Origin of the sequence: Bradyrhizobium sp. Ai1a-2 (genome assembly GCF_000426245.1) — a bacterium.
In the GTDB taxonomy this organism is placed as follows: Bacteria; Pseudomonadota; Alphaproteobacteria; order Rhizobiales; family Xanthobacteraceae; genus Bradyrhizobium.
Genome location: NZ_AUEZ01000028.1, coordinates 78070 through 101099 on the forward strand (window position 1 = coordinate 78070; position 23030 = coordinate 101099).

At 63.0% G+C, this 23030-nt stretch carries 23 protein-coding genes; 7 read left to right on the forward strand and 16 right to left on the reverse strand.

Going from position 1 to position 23030, the window contains the following annotated elements; genetic code table 11:
* Positions 1-30: 30 nt before the first annotated feature.
* The 4 genes from lptB to K288_RS0119105 form a co-directional block, all read right to left on the reverse strand.
* Positions 31-1059: an LPS export ABC transporter ATP-binding protein gene (gene lptB / locus K288_RS0119090; protein WP_027581010.1), complete on the reverse strand. Its 1029-nt coding sequence runs from the start codon at positions 1057-1059 to the stop codon at positions 31-33.
* Between the two features lie 246 nt (positions 1060-1305).
* Complete coding sequence (locus K288_RS0119095) at positions 1306-2001, reverse strand: LptA/OstA family protein (RefSeq protein ID WP_244443177.1); 696 nt, start codon at positions 1999-2001, stop codon at positions 1306-1308.
* 5 nt (positions 2002-2006) lie between these two features.
* Positions 2007-2753, reverse strand: a complete 747-nt coding sequence (lptC, locus tag K288_RS0119100; RefSeq protein WP_027581012.1) for an LPS export ABC transporter periplasmic protein LptC — start codon at positions 2751-2753, stop codon at positions 2007-2009.
* A 162-nt stretch (positions 2754-2915) separates the two neighbouring features.
* Complete coding sequence (locus K288_RS0119105; RefSeq protein WP_027581013.1) at positions 2916-3530, reverse strand: ribonuclease D; 615 nt, start codon at positions 3528-3530, stop codon at positions 2916-2918.
* A gap of 220 nt (positions 3531-3750) precedes the next feature.
* Between K288_RS0119105 and K288_RS0119110 the strand changes: the two genes are divergently transcribed.
* A complete protein-coding gene (locus K288_RS0119110; protein WP_027581014.1) occupies positions 3751-4008 on the forward strand; it encodes a type II toxin-antitoxin system ParD family antitoxin in 258 nt (85 codons plus the stop codon).
* Positions 4005-4304, forward strand: a complete 300-nt coding sequence (locus K288_RS0119115) for a type II toxin-antitoxin system RelE/ParE family toxin (protein WP_027581015.1) — start codon at positions 4005-4007, stop codon at positions 4302-4304. Before K288_RS0119110 ends, K288_RS0119115 begins: the two co-directional genes overlap by 4 nt.
* Before the next feature lie 127 nt (positions 4305-4431).
* On the opposite strand, the gene K288_RS0119120 is transcribed toward K288_RS0119115, so the two are convergent.
* Entirely contained in the window at positions 4432-5253 is an 822-nt protein-coding gene (locus K288_RS0119120) for a nucleoside phosphorylase (RefSeq protein ID WP_027581016.1), read from the reverse strand.
* Between the two features lie 34 nt (positions 5254-5287).
* Here K288_RS0119120 and K288_RS0119125 point away from each other — a divergent pair, with 34 nt between their 5' ends.
* The 3 genes from K288_RS0119125 (at position 5288) to K288_RS0119135 (ending at position 7668) form a co-directional block, all read left to right on the forward strand.
* Positions 5288-5917: a class I SAM-dependent methyltransferase gene (locus tag K288_RS0119125; protein ID WP_027581017.1), complete on the forward strand. Its 630-nt coding sequence runs from the start codon at positions 5288-5290 to the stop codon at positions 5915-5917.
* Between the two features lie 145 nt (positions 5918-6062).
* A complete protein-coding gene (locus K288_RS49635; protein ID WP_051334604.1) occupies positions 6063-6902 on the forward strand; it encodes an FkbM family methyltransferase in 840 nt (279 codons plus the stop codon).
* Positions 6903-6906: 4 nt separating this feature from the next.
* Positions 6907-7668 carry a glycosyltransferase family 2 protein gene (locus K288_RS0119135; RefSeq protein WP_027581018.1) on the forward strand — a complete coding sequence of 254 codons (762 nt, stop codon included), beginning with the start codon at positions 6907-6909 and terminating at the stop codon, positions 7666-7668.
* A 24-nt stretch (positions 7669-7692) separates the two neighbouring features.
* Here the strand turns inward: K288_RS0119135 and K288_RS0119140 are convergent, their stop codons facing one another.
* From K288_RS0119140 to K288_RS45890, 11 genes are all read right to left on the reverse strand, one after another.
* Positions 7693-8721, reverse strand: a complete 1029-nt coding sequence (locus K288_RS0119140) for a transporter (protein WP_027581019.1) — start codon at positions 8719-8721, stop codon at positions 7693-7695.
* A gap of 60 nt (positions 8722-8781) precedes the next feature.
* Complete coding sequence (locus K288_RS0119145; protein WP_027581020.1) at positions 8782-9819, reverse strand: zinc-dependent alcohol dehydrogenase family protein; 1038 nt, start codon at positions 9817-9819, stop codon at positions 8782-8784.
* 224 nt (positions 9820-10043) lie between these two features.
* On the reverse strand, positions 10044-11729 hold the full coding sequence (locus tag K288_RS0119150) for an arylsulfatase (RefSeq protein WP_027581021.1): 1686 nt from the start codon (positions 11727-11729) through the stop codon (positions 10044-10046).
* Between the two features lie 89 nt (positions 11730-11818).
* The gene (locus K288_RS0119155; protein ID WP_027581022.1) at positions 11819-13210 is read right to left on the reverse strand and encodes a BatD family protein; all 1392 of its coding nucleotides are present in this window, start codon (positions 13208-13210) and stop codon (positions 11819-11821) included.
* Positions 13207-14733 (reverse strand): VWA domain-containing protein, encoded by a 1527-nt coding sequence (locus tag K288_RS0119160; RefSeq protein ID WP_051334605.1) that lies wholly within the window; start codon positions 14731-14733, stop codon positions 13207-13209. The genes K288_RS0119155 and K288_RS0119160 overlap by 4 nt, the downstream gene beginning before the upstream one ends.
* Positions 14726-15724, reverse strand: coding sequence for a VWA domain-containing protein (locus K288_RS0119165; protein WP_027581024.1), 999 nt, complete (start codon positions 15722-15724; stop codon positions 14726-14728). The genes K288_RS0119160 and K288_RS0119165 overlap by 8 nt, the downstream gene beginning before the upstream one ends.
* Entirely contained in the window at positions 15717-16214 is a 498-nt protein-coding gene (locus K288_RS0119170) for a DUF4381 domain-containing protein (protein WP_051334606.1), read from the reverse strand. Before K288_RS0119170 ends, K288_RS0119165 begins: the two co-directional genes overlap by 8 nt.
* Positions 16207-17193: a DUF58 domain-containing protein gene (locus tag K288_RS0119175; RefSeq protein WP_027581026.1), complete on the reverse strand. Its 987-nt coding sequence runs from the start codon at positions 17191-17193 to the stop codon at positions 16207-16209. The genes K288_RS0119170 and K288_RS0119175 overlap by 8 nt, the downstream gene beginning before the upstream one ends.
* Before the next feature lie 7 nt (positions 17194-17200).
* Positions 17201-18235: an AAA family ATPase gene (locus tag K288_RS0119180; RefSeq protein ID WP_244443178.1), complete on the reverse strand. Its 1035-nt coding sequence runs from the start codon at positions 18233-18235 to the stop codon at positions 17201-17203.
* A gap of 106 nt (positions 18236-18341) precedes the next feature.
* Positions 18342-19949, reverse strand: a complete 1608-nt coding sequence (locus K288_RS0119185) for an arylsulfatase (protein ID WP_051334607.1) — start codon at positions 19947-19949, stop codon at positions 18342-18344.
* Between the two features lie 10 nt (positions 19950-19959).
* The gene (locus tag K288_RS45890) at positions 19960-20961 is read right to left on the reverse strand and encodes a formylglycine-generating enzyme family protein (protein ID WP_043160210.1); all 1002 of its coding nucleotides are present in this window, start codon (positions 20959-20961) and stop codon (positions 19960-19962) included.
* 280 nt (positions 20962-21241) lie between these two features.
* On the opposite strand from K288_RS45890, the gene K288_RS0119195 reads away from it, so the two are divergent.
* Positions 21242-22678, forward strand: coding sequence for a DUF1254 domain-containing protein (locus K288_RS0119195; RefSeq protein WP_027581029.1), 1437 nt, complete (start codon positions 21242-21244; stop codon positions 22676-22678).
* 199 nt (positions 22679-22877) lie between these two features.
* A partial coding sequence (locus K288_RS50695) for a sigma-70 region 4 domain-containing protein (protein WP_201449694.1) occupies positions 22878-23030 on the forward strand: 153 nt, incomplete at its 3' end.

Below are 23030 nucleotides of genomic sequence, written 5' to 3' on the forward strand. Positions count from 1 at the left end.
GTACACGGCTTGACGGATCGGAAATAAGGGCTAGAGGCGGAATTCTTCGCCAAGGTAAAGCCGGCGGACATCCGGGTTGTTGACGATCTCATCCGGACTGCCTTCCGTCAAGATTTCGCCAGCGTAAACGATATAGGCGCGGTCGGTCAGACCGAGCGTTTCCCGCACATTGTGGTCGGTGATCAACACTCCGATACCGCGATTGGTCAGGTGACGGACGAGATCCTGGATGTCGCCGACCGCGATCGGGTCGATGCCGGCGAAGGGCTCGTCGAGCAGCATGTAATTGGGCCGCGTCGCCAGCGCACGGGCGATCTCGACGCGGCGACGCTCGCCACCGGATAGCGCGATCGACGGTGTCTTTCGCAATCGCGTAATGTTGAATTCGTCGAGCAGCGCGTCGAGTTCCGCCTCGCGCTTCTTCCTCGAGGGCTCGACCACCTCGAGCACCGCGCGGATATTCTGCTCGACCGACAGTCCGCGGAAGATCGAGGCTTCCTGCGGCAGATAGCCGATGCCGAGGCGGGCGCGCTGATACATCGGCAGCTTCGTCACATCGTGACCATCGAGCTCGATGGCGCCGCGATCAGCCTTGATCAGGCCGGTGATCATGTAGAACACAGTGGTCTTGCCGGCGCCGTTGGGGCCGAGCAGACCGACCGCCTCGCCGCGGCGGACATAGATGCTGACGCCGCGCACGACCTGGCGGCTGCCGAAGCTCTTTTCCACGCTATGCACAGCCAGATATCCCGGGCGCCGGATCAGGCGCGGGGCGTTGGCGCCATTGGTTTTGGCAGCGGCCTTGTCAGGCGCCTTGGCGGGCTTGGCGGCGCGCGAACGCGGCCTCGCCTCGCTGGACGGGTCGGGCACCGTCTGCGGATGCGGCAATTCAAGGCCTGGCATCGAGGCGGCACGCGCCACCGGTGGCGTATCCCGGACAGAGGTTGTCAGCATCTCGCCAAAGGAATCCTCGACCGCAGTGATATCCTCACGCGAACGCGCGAAGCCTGAACTGCGTTTCGCAGGGCGCCTTCGGAACATGCCGAATATGTCCACCATCCCGCTTCGCCAGCCTTTCACGGTGTCCCCGGGGACTACGCCCGCGGTCTAATTCGCTCGCGAACCTTGAATGCATGGATGCCCTTGTCCTGCGGAACCACTCGCCCACCCCAGGCGCGCTCCACCACCGGACGTCCACTCTTTTTCGGAAAACCGGTTCCCACTTTTCCGGATTATTGCCCTAGATAGAGTCTTGCCACGCCGGCTTCAACCTCGCCGTTTCAAGATATTCAGTAAGGCATTGATTTATTTAGCCTTACTGGAAGACGACGACGGTCCGCCGGATGGGCTGCCGGGCTGCGGCGGGCAGCCCCCCTGGCCACCGCCGCCTTGCCCGCCCTGTCCCTGCTGGATCAGCGCCTGCACCCTGCCGCTGTCGGATTCCACGCGCGAGACGCCGGTCGTCATGTCCACCAGCAGCCGGTCGCCGCGCAGCACGTTCTTGCACTGTGTCAGCACGACGCCGCCCAGCATGGTGATCAGATTGGCCTTGGTGTCAAAGATCGCGGTCTCGCCGGTGACGACCTGGTCTTTCTGGGTAACCACGACATTGCCCTTGGCCTCCAGCCGCTTGATCGACGAGCTGCCGCCGGGCCCCGGCTGAGCTGACTGCATCGGCGCCGATTTTGCGCCCTTGGCGTTCGACGGCGGCGGCGTGCCCTGTCCCGAACTCGATTCGTAGAACACGACGAGCGTCTTCGACGTCATGGTGGTGTCGCCCTGTACCACCTTCACATTGCCCGAGAATGTCGCTTCCTTTTTCTTGTCGCGCATCTCGAGCGCCGCAGCTTCGATCTGGATTGGCTGGTCGCGATTCTGGGTAAAGCCCTGCATGGCATTGGGCACGCCGGAGACCGCGCCCTGCGCGCGCACCGAACCCGGCGCGATCATCGCGAGCACGAAAGCCGCCGTTGCAACACCGCGCGAAGAAAACAGCTTCATGAAGATCATTTCGTGTTGGCGGATTTGCTTGAGCCCGAGCGCGTTTTCTGTGATGGCGGCGGCGGCGCAGGTGCGGGCGCCGGCTCCGCTTCAGCCTGCGCCGGCGGATTATCCATGATCAAATTCATCACGACATTGCCTTCGAAGCGCACGACCTCGCCGTTATTGTAGATACGGAGCTTGTCGGCGGTCAGCGTGCCGTTCAGCAATTTGACGTCGACATGCTCGTCCGAGGTCACCGTGCCCTTGTTCATATCGACAAAGGCTTGCGACAGCTTTGCCTCGTAGCCGGTCGACGATTGCAGGAAGATATCCTTGCGCAGGTCGAGCAGCTGCTGCTTGCTATCGTACAAGCCGGTGCGCGCATCCAGGGTCACCGTGGTGCGGTCTTCCATCAGCATCTTTGCGCGCAGGGTCTGGAGTTCGACATGATCGGGGTCGGTGAGGTCCTGGACCGCCGCCTTGGCCCAGAGCTCGTACGGACGCTGGTCGGTGGAGAAGCCTGCGAGGTGCGGCGATTCCATCGTGATCTTGGTGCCGGAGACGACCAGGTTGCCCATGTCGACCGGCAGCTTCGGCAGCAGCATGCGGAACGGATTGAAGACCGACACCCCAACGATCGCGAGCAATGACAGCACCACTGCCGCTGGGACCGCGATGCGCAGAATCCGCACCATCCGGCTGTGGCGTTCGGCGGCAGCAAAGCGCGCCTCGAGGCCGGCTAGGTAGGCTGGGGTCTGGACCGAATTCACCGCTGCTCCAAGGGCGCGAGGTCTGGCATTGGCTCACATTCTACCCGGGACCGCCGGATTGCGCAGCCGGGACCTCGCGTCGCGGCTGCCGCACACTCGCGTTACGAGTGTGACCGAAACGGGGCGGCCGGACGCCTTGTCAAGCGCCCGGCTCGGACAGGTTCATGAATGGGCAAAAATGTCCTCGGCTTCCCAGCCGCCGAGATCGAGCCGGGCACGGGTGGGCAGAAATTCGAAACAGGCTTTCGCCAGTTCGGTGCGACCCTCGCGCGCCAGCATCGCGTCGAGCTTCTCGCGCAGCGCGTGGAGATGCAACACGTCGGATGCAGCATAGGCAAGCTGCGCCTCGCTCAGCGCCGGCGCGCCCCAGTCGCTCGACTGCTGCTGCTTCGACAGTTCGACGTTGAGCACCTCGCGCACCAGGTCCTTCAGCCCGTGGCGGTCGGTATAGGTGCGGCTGAGGCGGGAGGCGATCTTGGTGCAGTAGACCGGCGTCGGCATCACGCCATAGGCATTGAAGAGCGCCGCAAGATCGAACCGTGCGAAGTGGAAGATCTTCAGGATGTTCGGATTGACGAGCAGCGCCTTGAGGTTCGGCGCATCGGCTGATGCCGTCGGCACCTGCACGACGTCGGCGGTGCCGTCGCCATTGGACATCTGCACCACGCAGAGACGGTCGCGATGCGGATTGAGCCCCATGGTCTCGGTGTCGATGGCGACGGAATCCTTGTAGCGGGACAAATCCGGCAAATCGCCGCGGTGCAGGCGGATGGTCATGAAAGCGTGCCTCGGGTCAAAAAAGCTCGATTCGAGGCGCGACACTAGCCTCCATGGCGCAGAGAGGCGAGCGGAACAAGGCGCTTGAATCGCAATAAAATGAGCCATTTGGCATACTTTTACCGTTCCATGAGCGCGCCGAGCGGGAAACCAGACGTCTTGAACGGCAGGTCAGCTAATAATAGTTATTGGTGGATAGTGACGAAGCGGAGAGGCCCTCATGGCAGTGAGTGCGGACTTGGGTGAAGCGCTTGAGCGCTTCGTGAACAGGCTCGTGGAGTCGGGCCGTTACCATTCCAAAAGCGAAGTTCTGCGCGAGGGCGTGCGGCTCATTCAGGAGCGCGAGGTACGACTGGCGGCGCTGGACGCATCCATCGCGCGGGGTCTCTCAGACGTAGACGCCGGTCGAGTTAAGACAAGCTCTGAGGTATTCGATCGTCTGGAAGCAAAGTTGGCAGCCAATCCCGAACGCAAGTGATCGTTGTCATCACCGCAGAAGCTGAGGCCGATCTCGAGCAGATCGCAACCTACGTCGCCGTGCAAAGCCCCACGAGTGCGCTCAACCTCATCCGCGAGCTTCGACGGCGCTGCGAATCATTGGCTGACGGGCCGCGTGCCTATCCGCTGGTGCCGCGCTACGAAAAGTTCGGCATTCGGCGACGCCCGTTCGGTCGCTTCCTGATCTTCTATCGCATCGGCGTCGACGCGATAGAGGTCATCCATGTCCTTCACGGCGCGCGGGACTACGAGTCGCTGCTGTTTCCCGACGAGTGATCGCCGCCAGGCATGATTTGGAAGCAGCGCCGCAGCCGGGGTAGAGCGCCAGCGCAACCCGGGGGCCGTTCGCCACCGCTCGTACAAATATCCCGGGTTGCGCTCCGCCGCACCCGCGCAACCGGGTTTACTCAGTGACTTCGGCAACGCCCTCAAGCCGGCCTTCGCTGCACAGGCCGGCGATCACGGCCGCAAGCGCCGTCAGCGCATCGTTTGTGCCGTCCGCTTCGCCTTTCTCGAAATCATCGCCGTTCAGGCCCATCGTGTTGGTGACGTGGGCGAGGCAGAGCACCGGCAGGTTTGCAGAGCGCGCAAAGGTGTAAAGCGCCGCCGCTTCCATCTCGACCGCGAGGATGTTCTTGGCCCGAGCGGCTGCTATCGCCTCTGCGGTTTCCCGAAAGGGAGCATCGGTGGTCCAGCTTGCGCCGACAACGCTGTGCAACGCGGTCCGGGCAAGCGCCGTCGCTGCGATCTTCACGATGTTGTGGTCGGCATCTGCGAACTCGGATGGAGGTGCATAGTGGTAGCTGGTGCCCTCATCGCGCAGCGAGCGGTCGATCACGACGAAATAGGGTGGCTCCCCTGCCGCAACGACCTGCCCGGCCGAGGTCAGGCTCACGAGCAACTTGCAGCCGCTGGCGAACAGTTCCTCGGCCACAAGCACGGCAAAGGACGCGCCGACCACCCGGCCCACAATCCCGACTTCGCGTCCGGCGAGCGAGAACGTGTCAAGTTCCGTGTGGTAACAGGGCCAACCGGGGAAGGACCTTGCCGCGCCCGTCTTCCGCAACTGGCGCACCAGGTCCCCGTCAGGGTCGAGAATGCAGACCGCCGGCACGTCCACGGTCGAAAGCCGCTTCTGTCGCCGCGCTTCCCGCAGCAGGGCCGCCGGAGTAAACACTGACGGCGTGGACGAATGCTTGTTGTCGAGGATAGGCGGAACAGCCATGCAGTGAATAACCTTGGATCAGCGGAGCAAAGCCATGCAAAGCGAGGATCGACACGCCCATTGGCAGGACGTCTATAGCAAAAAGGCCGAGAACGAAGTCAGTTGGTTTCAGGAGAACCCAGCTCCTTCAATCGAATTGATCATGCAGGTCGGGGCGACGCGCGCCTCCCCTATCATAGACATCGGCGGCGGCGCTTCACGTTTGGTCGATGATCTCATCGACAAGGGATTTGAAGACGTCACCGTGCTCGACGTGTCCGAAGCGGCGCTGCAGGTTGCCAGGAGCCGTCTTGGAGACCGTGCTGCAAAGGTCGATTGGATCGTCACCGACATAACGACGTGGGAGCCATCAAGGACCTACGAGATCTGGCATGATCGTGCGGCTTTCCACTTCCTGACCGGGGAGAACGACCGCGCTGCCTATGTAAAGCGCTTGAAGCAGGCGTTGAAGGCCGGAGGCCACGCGATCATCGCCACCTTTGCGTTGGACGGACCGGAGCGCTGCAGCGGCTTGCCTGTCGTGCGCTACGACGCGGAGGGCCTCGGCCGGATCCTGGGCCCTGCGTTCCAGCTGACCGATCGGCGGCAACATCGGCATGCGACGCCATGGGGCGCCGAGCAGTCGTTCCAGTTCAGCGTGTTTCGCAGGACCGACACCCCCTGAACCGCCTGGCTCACGAAGCCGACGATGAAGCGTTTGGCGGCATCTGGACTTTGGCTTACCCACTTTGTACGCACGATCTCCTCCCGAAGAGGTCGCGACGTCGAGATACGAGAATATGCGCCGAATACCCAGACCACTCCAATCGATGAAGCTCCTGCTCGCCTGGATGATGCCGCAAGGCACGTCTTTCCAGACCTATGCGGCGGGGTCGAAACTGCGTTTCATCGTCCAGTGCCGCGACGTCATCGGCCGTCACATCGCAAAATATGGCCGGTTTGAACCGCAATTGACTGACTGGATCAGCGAATACCTACAAAATCAACCGAAGGGCATCGTCGTGGACGTCGGCGCCAATCTCGGCTGGCACGCGGTGCATGCCGCTCAGCACGCCTCCGTCACCACCGTGGTGGCATTCGAACCGGATGCCACGAACGCCTGGCTGCTCGATCGCAATCTCACGATCAACGATATCGACAAGGTCGTTGTCTATCCTTGCGCGGTTGGAGCCGCCGTCGGGCGCGCGCACCTGCACCGCTACAAAAGGTCCAACAATGGGCGCCACTCGCTGATCAAGAACTATGGCCTGGGCTCGCGCGTGGTCCCGCTGACCGACGTCGATTCCGCGCTCGAGGTCCTTGGCTTGGCGCAGGATAGGGTGCTGTTGATGAAGATCGACGTCGAGGGCTTCGAGCCCGCAGTTCTCGCAGGCGCCGTGAAGACTCTCGCGCGAGCCGATGCCGTCATCACCGAATACTCGCCGGAGCTGAGCCGCGACGGCGATCTGTCGGTTGAAGGGATGGTCGATCGGCTGCTTGCGGCTGGGTTTGTCCCGCATCAACTCGCAGGGAAGTCGTCCAAGGCCGTCAGGGCTGAGCTTGAGGATCTGCGTCGCATCGAAGACCAAACCGACATCCTCTGGATCAAACCAGCAACGAACGGTGGCGTCGCATCCTCATCCAGGCAGGCCGAACCATTTGCGGGGTGACGGCATGCCGAGGCTGTCGCTGATCGTGATCACCAAGAACGAAGAGCACTGCATTGCGCGGTGCCTGCGCTCGGTCGATGCGGACGAGATCATCGTGGTGGACAGCGGCAGCACCGATCGCACCGTGGAGATCGCCCGCGAGAGCGGCGCACGTGTCGTGGTGACGTCGGATTGGCCGGGATACGGGCCGCAGAAGACCCGCGCGCTCGAGCTCGCGCAAGGTGACTGGGTTTTGTCGCTCGACGCCGACGAATGGATCGAGCCGGAATTTGGCGACCAGATCAGGAGCGCCATCGATGCGCCCGACGCGCCTGCCGCCTACCAGACGCTGCGGCGATCGCGTTTCTGCGGCAAGGCGCTGAGGTTCGGAGGCTGGTCCTCCGACTACGTCGTCCGCCTGTTCCAGCGCGGACAGGCCCGATTTTCCGATGACCTGGTCCACGAGGGGCTGATCGTGGACGGACCCATCCGGCGGATCGATGTCACCGTCGAGCATGATTCGATCGAATCATGGTCCGATGCACAGGACAAGATCGACCGCTATTCCCGGGCCGCGGCACAGCAGATGAACGCCCGAGGACGCCGCGCGGGCCCCTTCGCTGCGCCCTTGCATGGCCTGGCCGCCTTCCTGAAGGTCTACGTCCTGCGCCTGGGCTTCCTGGACGGAGCAGCCGGCTGGGGCGTGGCACAGTACAATCGGCAATACTCCGCCGCGAAATGGCGGCGTCTTGCGGAATATTCGGCGCAAGCCAAACGTAACCGTTGATGGCCAGCCGACTAGGCGAGCATTTCAATACTTCCGCACGATCGGCTTCACAGGGGCCGGCTGCTCCGGCGCCTTGGGCGAGATCGCAAAGGTCAGCCAGGCCGTCCATCCTTCGGGGCGGTTTTCGACGGCGAGGTCCTTGAATCCCTTCAGATTCAGGTAGCCCTGATAATCGTCGCCGACCGGAAACAGAAAGCCGACCTGCGGACCGATGCCGACCGCACTTCCCTTGAAGGCGCCGAGATTCGCACCGGCACCGCTGTCCGCCGTGAGCTGCTGGAAGTAATAGCCGGCCACACCAACCAGCACGTTCTTGCTGACGAACTGCGAGGCGGCCCAATCGATATGAGCGTCAATGCCGTTCTTGTATTGCAGGAACGGATTGGTGGTGCTGTAGGTCAGTCCTCCGACGATGGAGAATTCATGCCCCGTCTTCGGATCCAGATAAGTATATCCGACGCCGACATCGGTTGCGGCGAAGCCGAAGCTCAGGTTGGCGAGGCGATCCGGGTCATACGTGCCGCTTGGAATATTGCCGGCGATGTAGACCATCTCGTTGTGGACGCCCTGATTCCATTTGAGCGTGCCCTGATAGAACACGTCTGATAGGGTCGTACGATTATCGCTTTTGCCGCCAGAAATCGTGTTGCCTCGCGGACCCGTCAGCGTGGCGTCGATTCCAACTCCCACATTCCCGGGTGCAGCGAGCACGGTGAAAGCCGCCTGACCGCCAAAGACAGGCAGCGCTGAGGTGTAGGTCACACCTTGCACGAGGACGTCCGCGTGCGCATTGAGGCCGGCGACCACAGACCCGCGCGCACCCCCGCTGGTGACGAACTCCCTTCCCGCGCCGGCGTTCTGCTGCAGATGGATGTACATGGTCGCATAGGACCATCCGGGCGTGACAGGGGTCGCAGCGAGGCTGCCAAACGTTCCGGGAAGCCAGAAGCTAAGGCCACCGGCATCGGCGAGCGCCCGCTGCGGCGCCGCTGCTAGTGCGAGCGCGCACAGGCCTCCCAGCACCATGATGTTGCGACGTCTGGCTTGCGTCATAACTACCCTCACCTTGTCCCCGACGTTTATTTTTATTCTTCCAGTATCGCTTCAGCCTTATCAAGCCTCGAGGATCACCTTCAGCGCGCCGGTCTCGGCCGCGCGCGAGAAGGTGTCGTAGGCGTCCATGATCTGGTCGAGCTTGAAATGATGCGTGATCAGCCGTTTTGGCTCGATGCGCTTCGAGGCGACTGTCTTGAGCAGCATCGGGGTCGAGACCGTGTCGACCAGGCGCGTGGTGATCGAGATGTTCTGTGACCACAGCCGCTCCAGATGGAGATCGACCTTGACGCCATGGACCCCGGCATTGGCAACGATGCCACCGGGCGCAATGATGTCGGTGCAGAGCTCGAAAGTGGCGGGAATGCCGACGGCCTCGATGGCGGTGTCGACGCCGCTGCCGCCGGTCAGCTTGTTGACGCGCTCGGCGGCTTTGCCGTCGCCGCTGTTGATGGTTTGCGTCGCACCGAACTGGCGCGCGATGGCGAGCCGCTTGTCGTCGAGATCGATCATGATGATCCCGGCCGGCGAATAGAATTGCGCCGTGAGCAGCGCCGCCAGTCCTACCGGCCCCGCGCCGACAATGGCGACCGTAGCACCTGGAGCGATCTTGCCATTCAGCACTCCGCACTCGAATCCGGTTGGGAGGATATCGCTGAGCATCACCAGCGCCTCCTCGTCCACGCCTTCCGGCAGGTGATAGAGGCTGGTGTCGGCATGGGGCGTGCGGACATATTCGGCCTGCGTGCCGTCGATCTTGTTGCCGAGGATCCAGCCGCCGGTGCGGCACTGCGAATACATGCCGCGTCGGCAATAGTCGCATTTGCCGCAGGAGGAGATGCAGGAGATCAGCACGCGGTCGCCGGGCTTGAACGCCGTCACGCCGGCCCCGATCGCATCGACGACGCCGACACCTTCATGTCCAAGGATACGCCCCGGCGTGCAGGTCGGAACGTCGCCTTTGAGGATGTGCAGGTCGGTGCCGCAGATCGTGGTCTTCACGATCCGCACGATCGCGTCACCGGGCGCCTCGATCGCCGGCTTCGGCCTTTGCACGAGGGCTTTCTTTCCGGGTCCTTCGAAGACGAGTGCCTTCATGATACTTGCTCCATGCTGACTTGGATGCTCTCCCCGCCGTGCTCGCCTTCACCTCGGTGAAACCGCCCGGCCAGCTCTTGTCGAACCAGGAAAGCCCGTAGATCGCACTGTCGTCGTTCTTCGCAGGTGTGACGTTGAGATAGATCACTTCCTTGTCGGGACTGCCGCGCCGGCCGGTCGCTGTCGTACTCGCGCACACCTGCTGCCGGTTACCGCTATCCTCCTCACTTCGGCTTCATTCGTTCGATCTCATTGAGCCGCTTCAAGGCCGCCTGCTGCCGGAGCAATCCATAGTTGATGCCACTTGCGTTCAATGAACTGCCCTCCTGATAGGGGAAGTCGTTGAAATCGGCGAAGAACTCCTTGATCTTGCCCTGCACGGGCACGATCAACCACATGTTCTGAGCAAGGAACTGGATCGCTCCTCCACCTTCCTCCATCCCGCGCTCATAGGGGTCCATGCGCAGGTTGGCGATCAGTGCCCAGGCGGGCACCTCTCGGGTCGCGGTCGCAATATTTCCCTTCGAGGCCGTGGCAAAGCTTAGCTTCCAGTCGTTCCACCGGATCGCGTTCAGATTGCCGCCTTGATCGAAATAGTAGATCGAATCGCGTGGCGGCTCCTTTGCCTCTCCCTTGAAGAACGGCATGAAATTGTAGCCGTCGAGATGGACCCTGAAGCTCTTGCCGCCGGCACCGGCAAATCCGGCTTTCATCCTTTCCTTGATGTCCGGAATCCCGGCCGCCGCACAGAGCGTCGGAAACCAGTCGATCAGCGAGATCATCTCGTTGTATTGCGTCCCCGGCTTCACCACTCCCGGCCATCGCACCATCATTGGAATGCGGAAACCGCCTTCCCAAGTCGTGCCCTTCTCGCCGTGGAAAGGCGTCATGGCGCCATCGGGCCACAGCGCCAGTTCAGCGCCATTGTCCGTGGTGTAGAGGACGATGGTGTTGTCGGCGATGCCGAGATCGTCAAGCTGCCGGAGCAGCTCTCCAACCATTCCATCGTGCTCCACCATGCCATCAGCGTGGATACCTTTGCCGGTCTTTCCGAGCGATGACGGCTTGAGGTGCGTAAAGACGTGCATGCGCGTCGAGTTGAACCAGACGAAAAATGGCCGATTCGCCCTGGCTTGACGACCGATGAAATCCTTGGCCCCGCCCAGGAATTCCTCGTCGACGGTCGGCATACGGGCCTTGTTCAGGGGGCCGGTGTCCTCGATCTTTCCATCCGCGGACGATTTGATGACACCGCGAGGGCCGAACTGCTTACGGAAATTCGGATCCTTCGGATAGAAGTAGCCTTCCGGCTCCTCTTCGGCATTGAGATGATAGAGATTGCCGAAGAATTCGTCGAAGCCGTGCCTGGTTGGCAGATGCTCGTCGCGGTCGCCGAGATGGTTCTTGCCGAACTGTCCGGTGGCATAGCCCTGCGTCTTCAACACATCGGCGATCGTCGGCATCCAGTCCTGGATACCGTGCGGATCGCCCGGCATGCCGATGGTGAGAAGGCCGGTCCGGAACGGTTCCTGGCCAAGAATGAAGGAGGCCCGGCCAGCGGTGCAGCTTTGCTGCCCGTACGAATCGGTGAAGATGGCGCCCTCCCGTGCGATGCGGTCGATGTTGGGCGTGCGATAACCCATCATTCCCATCGTGTAGGCACTGATCTGCGGAATGCCGATGTCATCGCCGAAGATGACGAGGATGTTCGGCTTGCGGCCCGAAGCGGTTGCTTGTGCCGGGGCCGGCGAAGGTGCTGGCTGCTGAGCCTGCGCGAGCGCCTGCGAGCTCAGCGCTGCTGTTGCGACGAGCGATGAGGAGCCAAGCAATATGGCTCGGCGATCGATGGTAGCGTTTCCACTGCGGTTCGACCCGGCGACCCTTCGAACTTCATTCTTCTCGCTGCTCATTTTTACGCTCCCTTCACCTGTGAGAAAATTGCTCGTGACGATGATCCAGAAAGTTCGTCCTCAGCCGAGTTCGCCTTGATGTGCTCCTTTCATCTCGCGGGCATGCGGCGGCGACGGGCCGACGCCGCGTGGTCGTCGATCGGATTGAGCTGTTGCGGTGAACGCATCCTTGCGGAGCGCGCTGCCTGCCGCTGCAAGCGGCGGCGCGTCGCACCGAGCTGACGCAGCCATTGATGTGGCGACCAGCTATCCGTACTACGCGGCGCGAACAGCTGCTGTTCGATTGCACCGATCTGGACGTCGAGCGCGGGATCCTTTGCCACGGATTTCAGCGAGGCCACGGTGTGGCGTGGCGCAACCGGATCGAAGCGCTGCAGCCAGTCGAGCAGCGCAAAATAGGCGGCCTTCGCATCGCTACGGCGCGCCGCCTGGCGCAGCCGGCTGAAGGAAAACGATTCGGATCGGAGATAGGCTTCGCGTCGATGCCGGTAGTCCGCAGCCATCGCCCGCGCCGCGCGCGGCGTGATCCAGCCGAGCCCCGCGAGTGCGGCGAGCGCCAGCACGGCAAGACCCCAGTGATCCACGAACAGATCGAGCAGCCTGCTCCAGTTCCGGCCCGCACCGGCATCGCCGGGCGGTGCTGCGCTTCCAGCTGCCGGGTTGGCCGCGACCTGCAGCGGGACGGCGTCGAGATGCGCGAGCGCAATCTTCCCGTCGCCCGCATTCCACCAGCGCACATCGATCGCCGGCAGCACATAGTCGCCGGGCTTTTCCAGCATATAGGTCGCGGAATCGACGCGGGCAGCCGATAACGCGTCGCTCCGCCCCTCCGTCGTGTCCTGTAGTGACGGCTGTGCCGGATAGACGGCGAGGCCATCGATCGGGGAAAACGCGATCGGTGGCAGCAGCATCGCCGGCGTTCCGTCGGCCTTGATGGTGACGATGCGGGTGACGGCGTCGCCGACCTTCAGCTCTTCCGAAGAGCGCTGGATCTGCTGCTCCATGGTCAGGCTGGTCGCGGTCAGGAAGGGATGAAGGCCGGCCGCCGCGTCCGGAATGGACGCCTGGAATTCGATGCGAGGCAGCGAGATGACGGCTTCGCGTGTTGCCGGCGGCTCGGCCGCGTATTTGATCGTCAGCTTCTGGTCCGAGATCGCATAGGATCCCGCCTCCAGCGGATAGATCGCGAATTCGAAGCGCACGCCGGCGTATTCGATGCCGTTTGACTGCTCGTTGAGGTTCACGCTTTGAAGCTGGCGGGTTACCGCATTACGGAGCTGGAAGCCCGGCAATTCCGGCGGCGCCGTCATGTAGTTCGGCGCCAGCACCTCCACCCGCAGCGTCGCGCGCTGACCAACCAGCACCTGCGCGGGATCGATGGCCACTCGCACGATCGGCTCGGGCGCTGCATTCTGCTGCGCCTGCGCGGCGAGCGGCACCAGGAGCGCCAGCAGACATGCGATGGCGAACCGGCTCCTCATGGCAGTGGTCTCTTTGGCGGCGGCGCAGCCTGGATCGCGAATTTCAGCTTCAGGAAATCCGCGGGCGTGGTCTGCACCTGGCGCATCCAGGCTTCCGCCGCACCCGGCGTGGTCACGTCTTCCGGCTTGACCTGGATGCGCTTGCCGCCCTTCTGGTCGGGATCGACGCGCATCTCGTCCGCCTTTTCATCGGGCGGTGCGGGATCGTCCTGCTCCTGCTTGCGGCGTTTTTCCTCCCGCGCCTTCAGCGCGGCAGCGACGATCGCGCGGTTGGTCTTGGCCGCGAGATGTTGCGGCTGCGCCTTGAGCACGTCGTCATAGGCCTTGATGGCCTTCTCATAGGCATGGTTCTGCGCTTGCGCATTGCCGAGCGCGAATTTTCCTTCGATCGTATCAACCTCGGCGAATGCCTTCGCCGCTTCCAGGAAATCATAGGCGCGATAGGCGGCGAGGCCGCGCCACATCGGGTCGGCGAACAATTTCGCCGCGGCTGCGTAATCGCCGCGATCGAAGGCGAGCCGCCCCTGCTGGTCCGGCGTCAGCCACAAATTCCTGAACCAGGAAGCGTCTTGCGCGTTCGCCGGCAACGCGTGGAACGCCAGGAAGAATGCCAGCATCCAGGCGACCGTCGTGCCGCGCCGGAACCACAGCAGGGCGAGCAATGCGACTGGAAACAGCAGCCAGTAGCCTTCGTCGAGCCACTGCGAGCCGAATGTGTCTCCCTGCGCGGCCTGATATCGCGTTTCGATCCTGCGCTCGAGCATGCGGATGTCCGAGCCATCGACGCTGACACGGACTGCGCCGGACGCCAGCGGCGCACCCATAGGCATCACATCAAGCATCAGCAGATTATTGCGCCCGGCGGCCTGCCGCAGCGCTGGCTCCGCAGTGCTTGCGGAATCGTCGGTGACGACAAGGATGGTGCCGGCCACCGGTTCGCTCGCGAGCGACTGCGCCGCAAGCGCGACGGCTGCAAGCGCGTTGCGGCCGTCAGACGGCATCAGGCGGGGTGCAAGCGCTGCAAGGAACGGCTCGATCACGCCGCGATCGTCGGTCAGCGGCATCACCAGATGAGAGGTCGCCGCATAGGCGATCAGCCCCATACGGGCGCCAGCGCGCGCCGCCAGCAGGTCATGGATTTTCTGCTTGGCGCGCTCGAGCCGGGACGGCGCCACATCGGTCTCGGTCATGGACGACGACAGCGCCAGCGCGATCATCAGCGGCGCCTTGTCTTCGACAAAGGGCGGCAATTCACGCCGCCAGGTTGGGCCTGACAGGGCGACGATGCCGAGCGTCATTCCGGTCGCAACGAGCCAGGCCGGATTGATGCCCCATCTTCGGTCCGGCCTGACGATCAGATATTTCAGGAGGTGCGAGGAGATCACGCCGCCCCATTGGGTCTCCGCGCGTTGGCGCCAGAGCACCAGCAGCAGGATCGCGACGACAGGCACCAGCGCAACCAGCCATTGCGGGCGCAGCAGGTGCAAGGGGATCTGCAAAGGGATCGCGGCTGCATCAGGCATGGCGGAGCATCCTGCGATGGTTCCAGGCACTCGACATCAGCAAGGCGAGCCACAACAACAGCGACAAAACCACAGCCGCGCCGAGCGGCCATTGAAAGAGCGGCAGCTTCGGGCGCCAAGACAGCGTCTGGAGTTTTGCCGGCGCCAGACGATCGATGTCGGCATAGACCCCTTCCAATTGTGCGCCATCCTCGGCACGGAAGAACTCACCGCCCGTGCTGCTCGCCACGCCTTGCAGCACGCCGAGGTCGACGCGGTTCTCGCCGGAAGCCGCCGGATCGCCGACGCCGATGGTGTAGATAACGACGCCGTTCTGTCGCGCGATGTCAGCGGCATGCTCGGGCGGCACACGGCTTGCCGTATCGTTGCCGTCGGTCAGGAGGATCAGCAGTCTTTGCTTTGCCGTGCTCTTCTCGAAAGTCTTGATGGCGAGACCGATGGTGTCGCCGATCGCGGTCTGCTGCCCGGCCATGCCGACCTGCGTCTGCGCGAGGAGCTGCTGCGCCGTCGCGAGATCCTGCGTGAACGGCACCTGCACATAGGCCTTGGTGCCGAACAGGATCAGCGCGATGCGGTCGCCATGACGGCGAGCGATGAAATCCTTGATCACGCGCTTGACGCCGTCGAGCCGCGTCAGCATCTGTCCGTCGGCATTGCGGAAGTCGGACTGATCCATCGATCCCGAGATATCGACGGCGAGGATCAGGTCGCGCGCCGATATCTCGTGGGTGACGGGATCGCTGACCCATTGCGGCCGCGCCAGGGCAGCGACAATCAATAGCCAGATCAGGATCGCAACGATCATTTGCATGGCGCGGCGTCGCAGCACTACTGCTCCCCGTTGCGGCGTCTGTCCGGTCGCGGCGGCAAGCCGCTCGAAGAACGGCACTTGCACCGAGGCCTGGCGGGCACGAAACGGCGGCAACAGCCACCAGACCAGGAGCGGCAACGGCAACAGCGCGAACATCCAGGGCCAGGCGAACTCAAACATGATGCACCCTGATCCAGCGGCGAACGAGCTCGACGAGCGCGGAGCTCTGGTTGGCGTCTGGCTCGGCCGGAACATATGGTGCGCTCGCGAGCCAGCGTCCGACGCCGGCCGAAAATCTCGTTTCGTCACCGGTGCGGTCGAGAAAGGCGAGCCAGGCTGATCCCATCAGCGGCGCCACCTGGTTGCGCGGGTAGGCCGCGAGCGCAGTCCGTCGCACCAGCAACGAAAGTTGCGTCGCCAAGTCGGACGGCGACCGATCTACGTCGTGCGGCTGCGTGATCCGCGTCAATTCGGAGAGTGCTTCGCGCCGATATCGATTGACGCGGCGATAGTGCACGAATTGCCAGATCGCGACCACGGCCGCGACGAGCAGCAGGACAATCGCGATCCGCAAGGCCCAGGTCTCGGGCCACAGGCTGATCTCCTTCGGCAAGGGAATGTCAATGAGACCGGCAACCGGATCGTTGGCGATGGGCTTGACGTCAGCCAAGAGCCGCCTCCGTCTGTGGTTGGCCACGGCCACGGCCATGACGCGCCGGCATCGCGCCGAACAGGTGCCGGAGCTGCGGCACGATCTCCTCTGCGGCGCTGAGCGGCAGCACGGGAACGCCAAGTTCGTGCGTCCATGCAAACACGCCCCGTAACCTTTCCTGGGTCGCCAGCATGATGCTCTGCCGCACGCTGTCACGGCCGACTTCGAGCTGGATCTGCAACTCGCCGTCGGTCACCGTCATCGCGGCGGATGCCGGCAGGTCGCTTTGCAGGGGATCGTGGACCAGCACCGCGACGACGTCGTTATGCCGGGTCAGGGCGCCGATCATCTTCCGGGTCACATCGTCGGCGCCGTCAAAATCGCTGATGACAATGATCGTGGCGTCATGCAGCGCGCGACGTTCGGCATGTTGGAGCGCCGTGTTCAGCATGATGGGCGCAGTGACGAGGCCGCGGCCGACACTGAGCGCCTGGTTTTGCGCAACGATTGTGGAAAGGATCTGCAGCACCGTGGCCCGGCTGCGCCGTGCCCTGATTTCGGCGAGATCATTGTCATTGAACACGATGGCGCCGACGCGGTCGCCGACGCCGAGCACACGCCACGCACCGATCGCCGCCGCCTGGGCTGCCGTCACCGACTTCATCGCAAGCCGGCTGCCGAAGAACATCGACAGCCTTTGATCAACCACCAGCAGCGCCTGCCGGTCGCGCTCCTCGTTGAAGACGCGCACATGCGGCTTCTGCAACCGCGCCGTCACCTTCCAGTCGATCGAGCGAACGTCGTCGCCGGGGCGATAGTCCCTGATCTCCTCGAAATTCAATCCGCGCCCGCGCATCCGCGAGGCAAAGCGGCCGGACAGCAAGCTGTGCACGGGTTGCTTCGGCAGGAAAGAAACATGGCGGCCGCGCTGCTCGAGCGCGATGAGTTCTTCGAGATCGACATAGACACCGGGCACCCTGGCGTTCTCGTCGATCATGGCGGCCTCACGCGGCTGCGACCAGTTCGGTGATCTTGTCGATCACCTGGTCGGCCGTGACGCCTTGCGACACGGCTTCGTAGCTCAGGATCAGCCGATGGCGCAGGCAGTCATGCACCACCGCGCGGACATGATCGGGCGTGACAAATTCTTGGGCGTCGAGCCAGGCTCGGGCGCGCGCGCAGCGGTCGAGCGCGAGGCTGCCGCGTGGGCTGGCGCCGATCTGGATCCATTTGCTCAGAGGTTCGCCGTAGCGGCCGGGAAACCGGGTGGCATAGATCACATCGACCATGTATTTCAGCGCGAGGTCGGAGACGAACAGATTGTCGATCTCGGCGCGCGCATCGAAGATCGCCTGCTGCGGCACCGCCGCGGGCTCCGTGGCGTGGTCCTTCGGTGCCTGTGCATTCTCGGCGCGGTTCAGCTTGATGATCTCGCCTTCCGTCGCCTCGTCCGGATAGGTGATGACGACGTGCATCAGGAAGCGGTCGAGCTGCGCCTCGGGCAGCGGATAGGTGCCTTCCTGCTCGATCGGGTTTTCGGTCGCGAGCACCATGAACAGGTCAGGCATTTTGTAGGTCTTGCCCGCAACCGTGACCTGGCGCTCCTCCATGGCCTCGAGCAGCGCCGATTGCACCTTGGCGGGGGCGCGATTGATCTCGTCCGCGAGCACGAGATTGGCGAAGATCGGCCCCTTCTGGAACTGGAATTGCCCGCCTTTCTCCGTCTGCACATAGATCTCGGCGCCGGTGACATCCGATGGCAGCAGGTCCGGCGTGAACTGCACACGCGACAGGTCGGCTGCGAGGTTCTTCGCCAATGTCTTCACTGCGCGAGTCTTGGCCAGACCGGGCAGGCTCTCGATCAGGAGATTGCCGTTGGCGAGCAGACCGATCAGCATGCTTTCGACCAGATGATCCTGGCCGAGCACCGATTTGCCGATCCGCGCCTTGAGCTCTGACAACGCATCGCGCGCAGCCGAGCGCTTCAGGCTCCCGGACTCCGGTGGAATTGGCAACTTGCCTGTGCGGAGGTCGGACATTTCCTTCTCGCTGGGACCAGGGATTGTCCGGCCGCCTGGACGGCCGGTGCGCTGGCGCCCCCCGTGATATCGACGCCTCACGGTGCAGGGAGCGCCCTGCCGAGGACTATTTCGTTCCCGTCTTGTCGAGATTCTTCATCAGCGCGTCGACCATCTGGTCGATGCTGAAGCTGGCGGAGCGCTGGCTCGGCGGAAATTCCTTGAAGGTCTGAAGGAATGGAGCAACGCGCCACACGCCGTATTGAATGAGATAGGCATTCTTGGCCAGCCAGTCGTAATACTGGTCCGACACCACATCGGCGCGTTCGAATGGATCCATCCGCAGATTGAACACTTTCGGCGCGCGCAGGCAGGTGAACGGGTTGGACCAGACCACGAAGCCGCCGGGCTGACGCTGTTCGCAGAACACGATTTTCCAATCGCCGTAGCGATAGGCGACGACCTCGCCGTCATCGTTGAAATAGTAGAACTCGCTGCGCGCGGACTTCGGTGCCTGTCCCGTCAGGTATGGCAACTGATTGTAGCCGTCGAGGTGGACCTTGGAGGATTTGCCGCCGAGATCGGTGCCCTTGAGCAGCCGGTCCTTGATGTCGGCATCGCCGGCGGCGGCAAGCAGCGTCGGAAACCAGTCGAGTCCGGAGATCATTTCATTGGACACTTCGCCGGCCTTGATGCGGCCGGGCCAGCGGATCATCGCCGGTACGCGGAACGCGCCTTCCCAGTTGGTATCCTTTTCACTGCGGAACGGGGTCGTCGCCGCATCCGGCCATGACCATTGGTTGGGTCCGTTGTCGGTGGTGTAGACGACGATCGTATTGTTGGCGATCCCGAGGTCGTCGACCGCCTTCAAGAGCTTGCCGACGTCACCGTCGTGCTCGATCATGCCGTCGGCATATTCATTGCCGGGCATGCCGCTCTGTCCCTGCATCGAGGGCCGAACGTGGGTGAAGGCATGCATCCTGGTCGTGTTCATCCAGGTGAAGAACGGCTTGTTGGCCCTTACCTGCCGCTGCATGAAATCGATCGCTGCGGCGGTGGTTTCGTCGTCGACCGTCTCCATCCGCTTCCTGTTGAGCGGGCCGGTATCTTCGATCTTGCCATCAGCGGAGGCTTTCAGGACCCCGCGCGGGGTGTTTGCCTTGACGAACGCCGTGTCGTTCTTCGGATAATACGGCCGCTCCGGTTCCTCCTCCGCATTGAGGTGGTAGAGGTTGCCGAAGAATTCGTCGAAGCCGTGCTTGGTCGGCAGATATTCGTCGCGATCACCGAGATGGTTCTTGCCGAACTGGCCGGTGGCGTAGCCGAGCGGCTTGAGCGCCTGGGCGATCGTCACGTCGCGATCCTGCAGGCCGACGGCCGCGCCGGGAATGCCGACTTTGCACAGCCCGGTCCGCAGGCAGACTTGACCGGTGATAAAGGTGGAACGGCCCGCCGTGCAGCTATTCTCTGCATAATAGTCGGTGAACCGCATGCCTTCCTTGGCGATCCGGTCGATGTTGGGCGTCTTGTAACCCATCAGGCCGTCGGTATAGGCGCTGATGTTGGACTGGCCGACGTCGTCACCGAAGATCACGAGGATATTCGGCCTTGCCGTGCTCGGCGCCTGCGCGAGTGCAGTCGAGCCGGCGAATGGTGACAGGCTGGTCGCAACCAGTGCTGCAGCGAAGAAGGTGCGAAGCAATTTGGCGCTCTTGGACTCAGCTTCGTCGCTCATTCCACACTCCCTATTTTGAAGGCGCTTGTGTCGGCTGAACGCCGGGCGCCCGCACGACGCACCTGAAACCGACATGGCTCGTCGACGTGTCGACTGGTTCGGCGTGCCGGGCGGCGGGCCGATACCGCCGGCAGTAGTTCGGCGCGCACAGATGCGAGCCGCCCTTCAAGACTTTGCGGGGGATACGGATGTTCGGTTGACCTGGATCAAAGCTCGCGCGCTCCGGGCCGCCGCGCGGATTCTGTGGAACACAGCACGGCTTGGCGCTATCGGCTTCATGACGGGCCGACCACCAGTCGGCGGTCCATTCCCAGACATTGCCGATCATGTCGTAGACGCCGTAGCCGTTCGGCGGAAATGCGGTGACGGGCGAGGTGCGCTGGAAGCCGTCTTCGCACGCGTTCTGGATCGGGAATTCGCCTTGCCAGGTGTTGGCCATGTGCCGACCGTCAGGCGTCAGCGTGTTGCCCCAGGCGAACTCCTCACCATCCAGGCCGCCGCGCGCGGCAAGCTCCCATTCGGCTTCGGTGGGAATCTGCTTGCCGATCCATTTCGCGTAGGCGAGTACGTCAGCGTACGAAACATGCACCACCGGATGATCGTCGAGGTCCTTGATGTTGCTTCCGGGTCCGTACGGGCGCCGCCAGTTGGCGCCCTTCATGAGCGTCCACCACTGGCTCCAGTCGCGCAGATCGTGCACACGGCGCGGCGGCGAGAACACCAGCGAGCCGGCATAGATCATCTTCGGCAGGGCGCCGGGATAGTCTTTGGGGTTCGGCGGAACCTCCGCCGTGGTGACGTAGCCGGTCGCGTTGACGAACGCCTTGAACGCGCGGTTGGTCACGGGCGTGCGGTCGATCCAGAAGCCGTCCACGCTCACCCGATGGCTGGGCGCCTCTTCGGCATAATGATTGTCGGAGCCCATACGGAAAGTAGCGCCGGGAATCCAAATCATGTCGCCGGCAGCGAGATCGGTCGGCCGCCCCGTGCGCTCGATACCCGACTCCAACATTCCCACTTCCCGACACGGATCAGCAACTGCCGCCGGCACGTCCCCCGAAATTCCGTCCGTGCCGTCAAGGACGTAACGGTAATCTACCACAGGTGGCACGCGAGAAAAATGTCACTGCTGCTGACCTATGGTCGCTGGCACAAAATGCATATTCGAACCCGTCCATAGCTAATCGGCGGACGCGCGTGGCGTCAGATGGCGCAGCACTCGGGCAAGTTGTTTTGGATCAGTGCGTCGGATAGCGTGACGGATGGCCGCATGGACCCTTGAGGAGGCCTCAATGAGACGAGCATTGGCATTCGCATTCGTCCTCATGTTGTCGCCCTCGTTGTTGCCCTCGGCCGCATCCGCGCAAACACGATCGCTCGAAGACCTGCTCGCACGCAGCCGCGCGACACAGGCCGCCATCTGGGGCATGCCGGTCGTCAACTACGACCTGATGCTGCAGGAAATGCTGACCAAGACACCGGGCAAGGTGAACCAGGTGATCTACTGGGGCAGGCCGCTCGACTGGCATAACCAGACGCTGACGCCCAATCCCGACACGCTCTATTTCATGGCGTTTCTCGACACCAAGGATGTCGGCCCGATCGCGATAGAAGTCCCGCCGGCAGGACCGGATGGCTCTCTCAACGCCAACTTCGTCAATGTCTGGCAGCAGCCGCTGGAAGATGCAGGCTTGCTCGGCGTCGACAAGGGAGCGGGCGTCAAGCTGGTGATGCTGCCGCCCGGCCACAATGGTCAGGTGCCCGCAGGCTTCGAGGCGCTGCAGCCCAACACCTTCGGCAGCTACGTGCTGTTCCGCTCGAACCTGAAGAGCCACGGCGATGCCGATGTCGCGACGTCGGCTGCCTACGCCAAGCGGATCAAGATCTACCCGCTCTCGCAGGCATCGGATCCGCCGGCCACGGTCTTTACCGACGTCAAGGATATCCTGTTCGACTCGACGATCCGCTATGACGACAGCTTCTTCGTTCACCTCGATCGCATGGTGCAAAGCGAGCCTTGGCTCGCTCGCGATCGCGCCATGATCGACCAGTTGCGCTCGATCGGCATCGAAAAGGGCAAGGCCTTCGCGCCTGATGCGGCGACGAAGCAGGCCCTCGCGGATGGTATCGTCCAGGCGCATGCCTACCTCGCCGCAAAATACGACGGCGGCCTGCCGCCATTCTTCGAGGGGACTCACTGGACGTATCCGGCACACCCGGATTTGCTCAAGGCGGCGGCGGACAACTTTGATGATCCGAACGCCTACCCCGTGGACTGGCGCGGGGTCGCCTATCACTACGCCTATATCGGCATCAAGAGATTGGGCTCCGGCCAGTTCTACCTCATCAACATCAAGGACAAGAACGGCGAGAGCTACGATGGGTCAAAGACCTACCGGCTGCACGTCCCACCGAACGTCCCGATCGAGCAATATTGGTCGCTGACTGCCTACGACCGCGACACCCACGCGCTGATCAGGAACGTCGACCGCGCCAGCCGCGCCTCGAACAACGCCGAGGTGAAGAAGAACGCCGACGGCTCTGTCGATCTCTATGTCGGTCCGAGGCCTCCCGCCGGCCAGGAACCGAACTGGATCCCCACCGACCCCGCCCGCAGGTTCGAGCTTATGTTCCGCCTCTATGGACCGAAGCAGGAGTTCTTCGCGAAGGCATGGACGCTGCCCGACGTCGAGAACCTCGCCGTCGCGACCACCGGAGCAAAGCAGTAGGCGGGTGGCCCATGCCCCGACCAGCGTGCATGTTTCGCGGGATCGTGAGCACGGATTTCAGAGCATCGTGAGCAGAGATTTCAGACGATCGTGAGCATGGATTTCGCGGGATCGTGAGCAATTTTTGAATGGCTCAGCCCGCTTCGGCCGACAACTCAACCGGCTTAGGAACTGCCTCGTCAGTGAACGAGGAAGGCCGATGCCCACCCAGAGATTGTCGATGCGCCGGATCAAAGAGGTTCTCCGCTTAAAACATGTTCAAGGCTTGCCGGAGCGAGCCATCGCGCGCACCCTGGGCATCAGCAACGGTGCCGTACACAGCTATCTGCGCCGAGCCGGGGCTGCCGGGCTG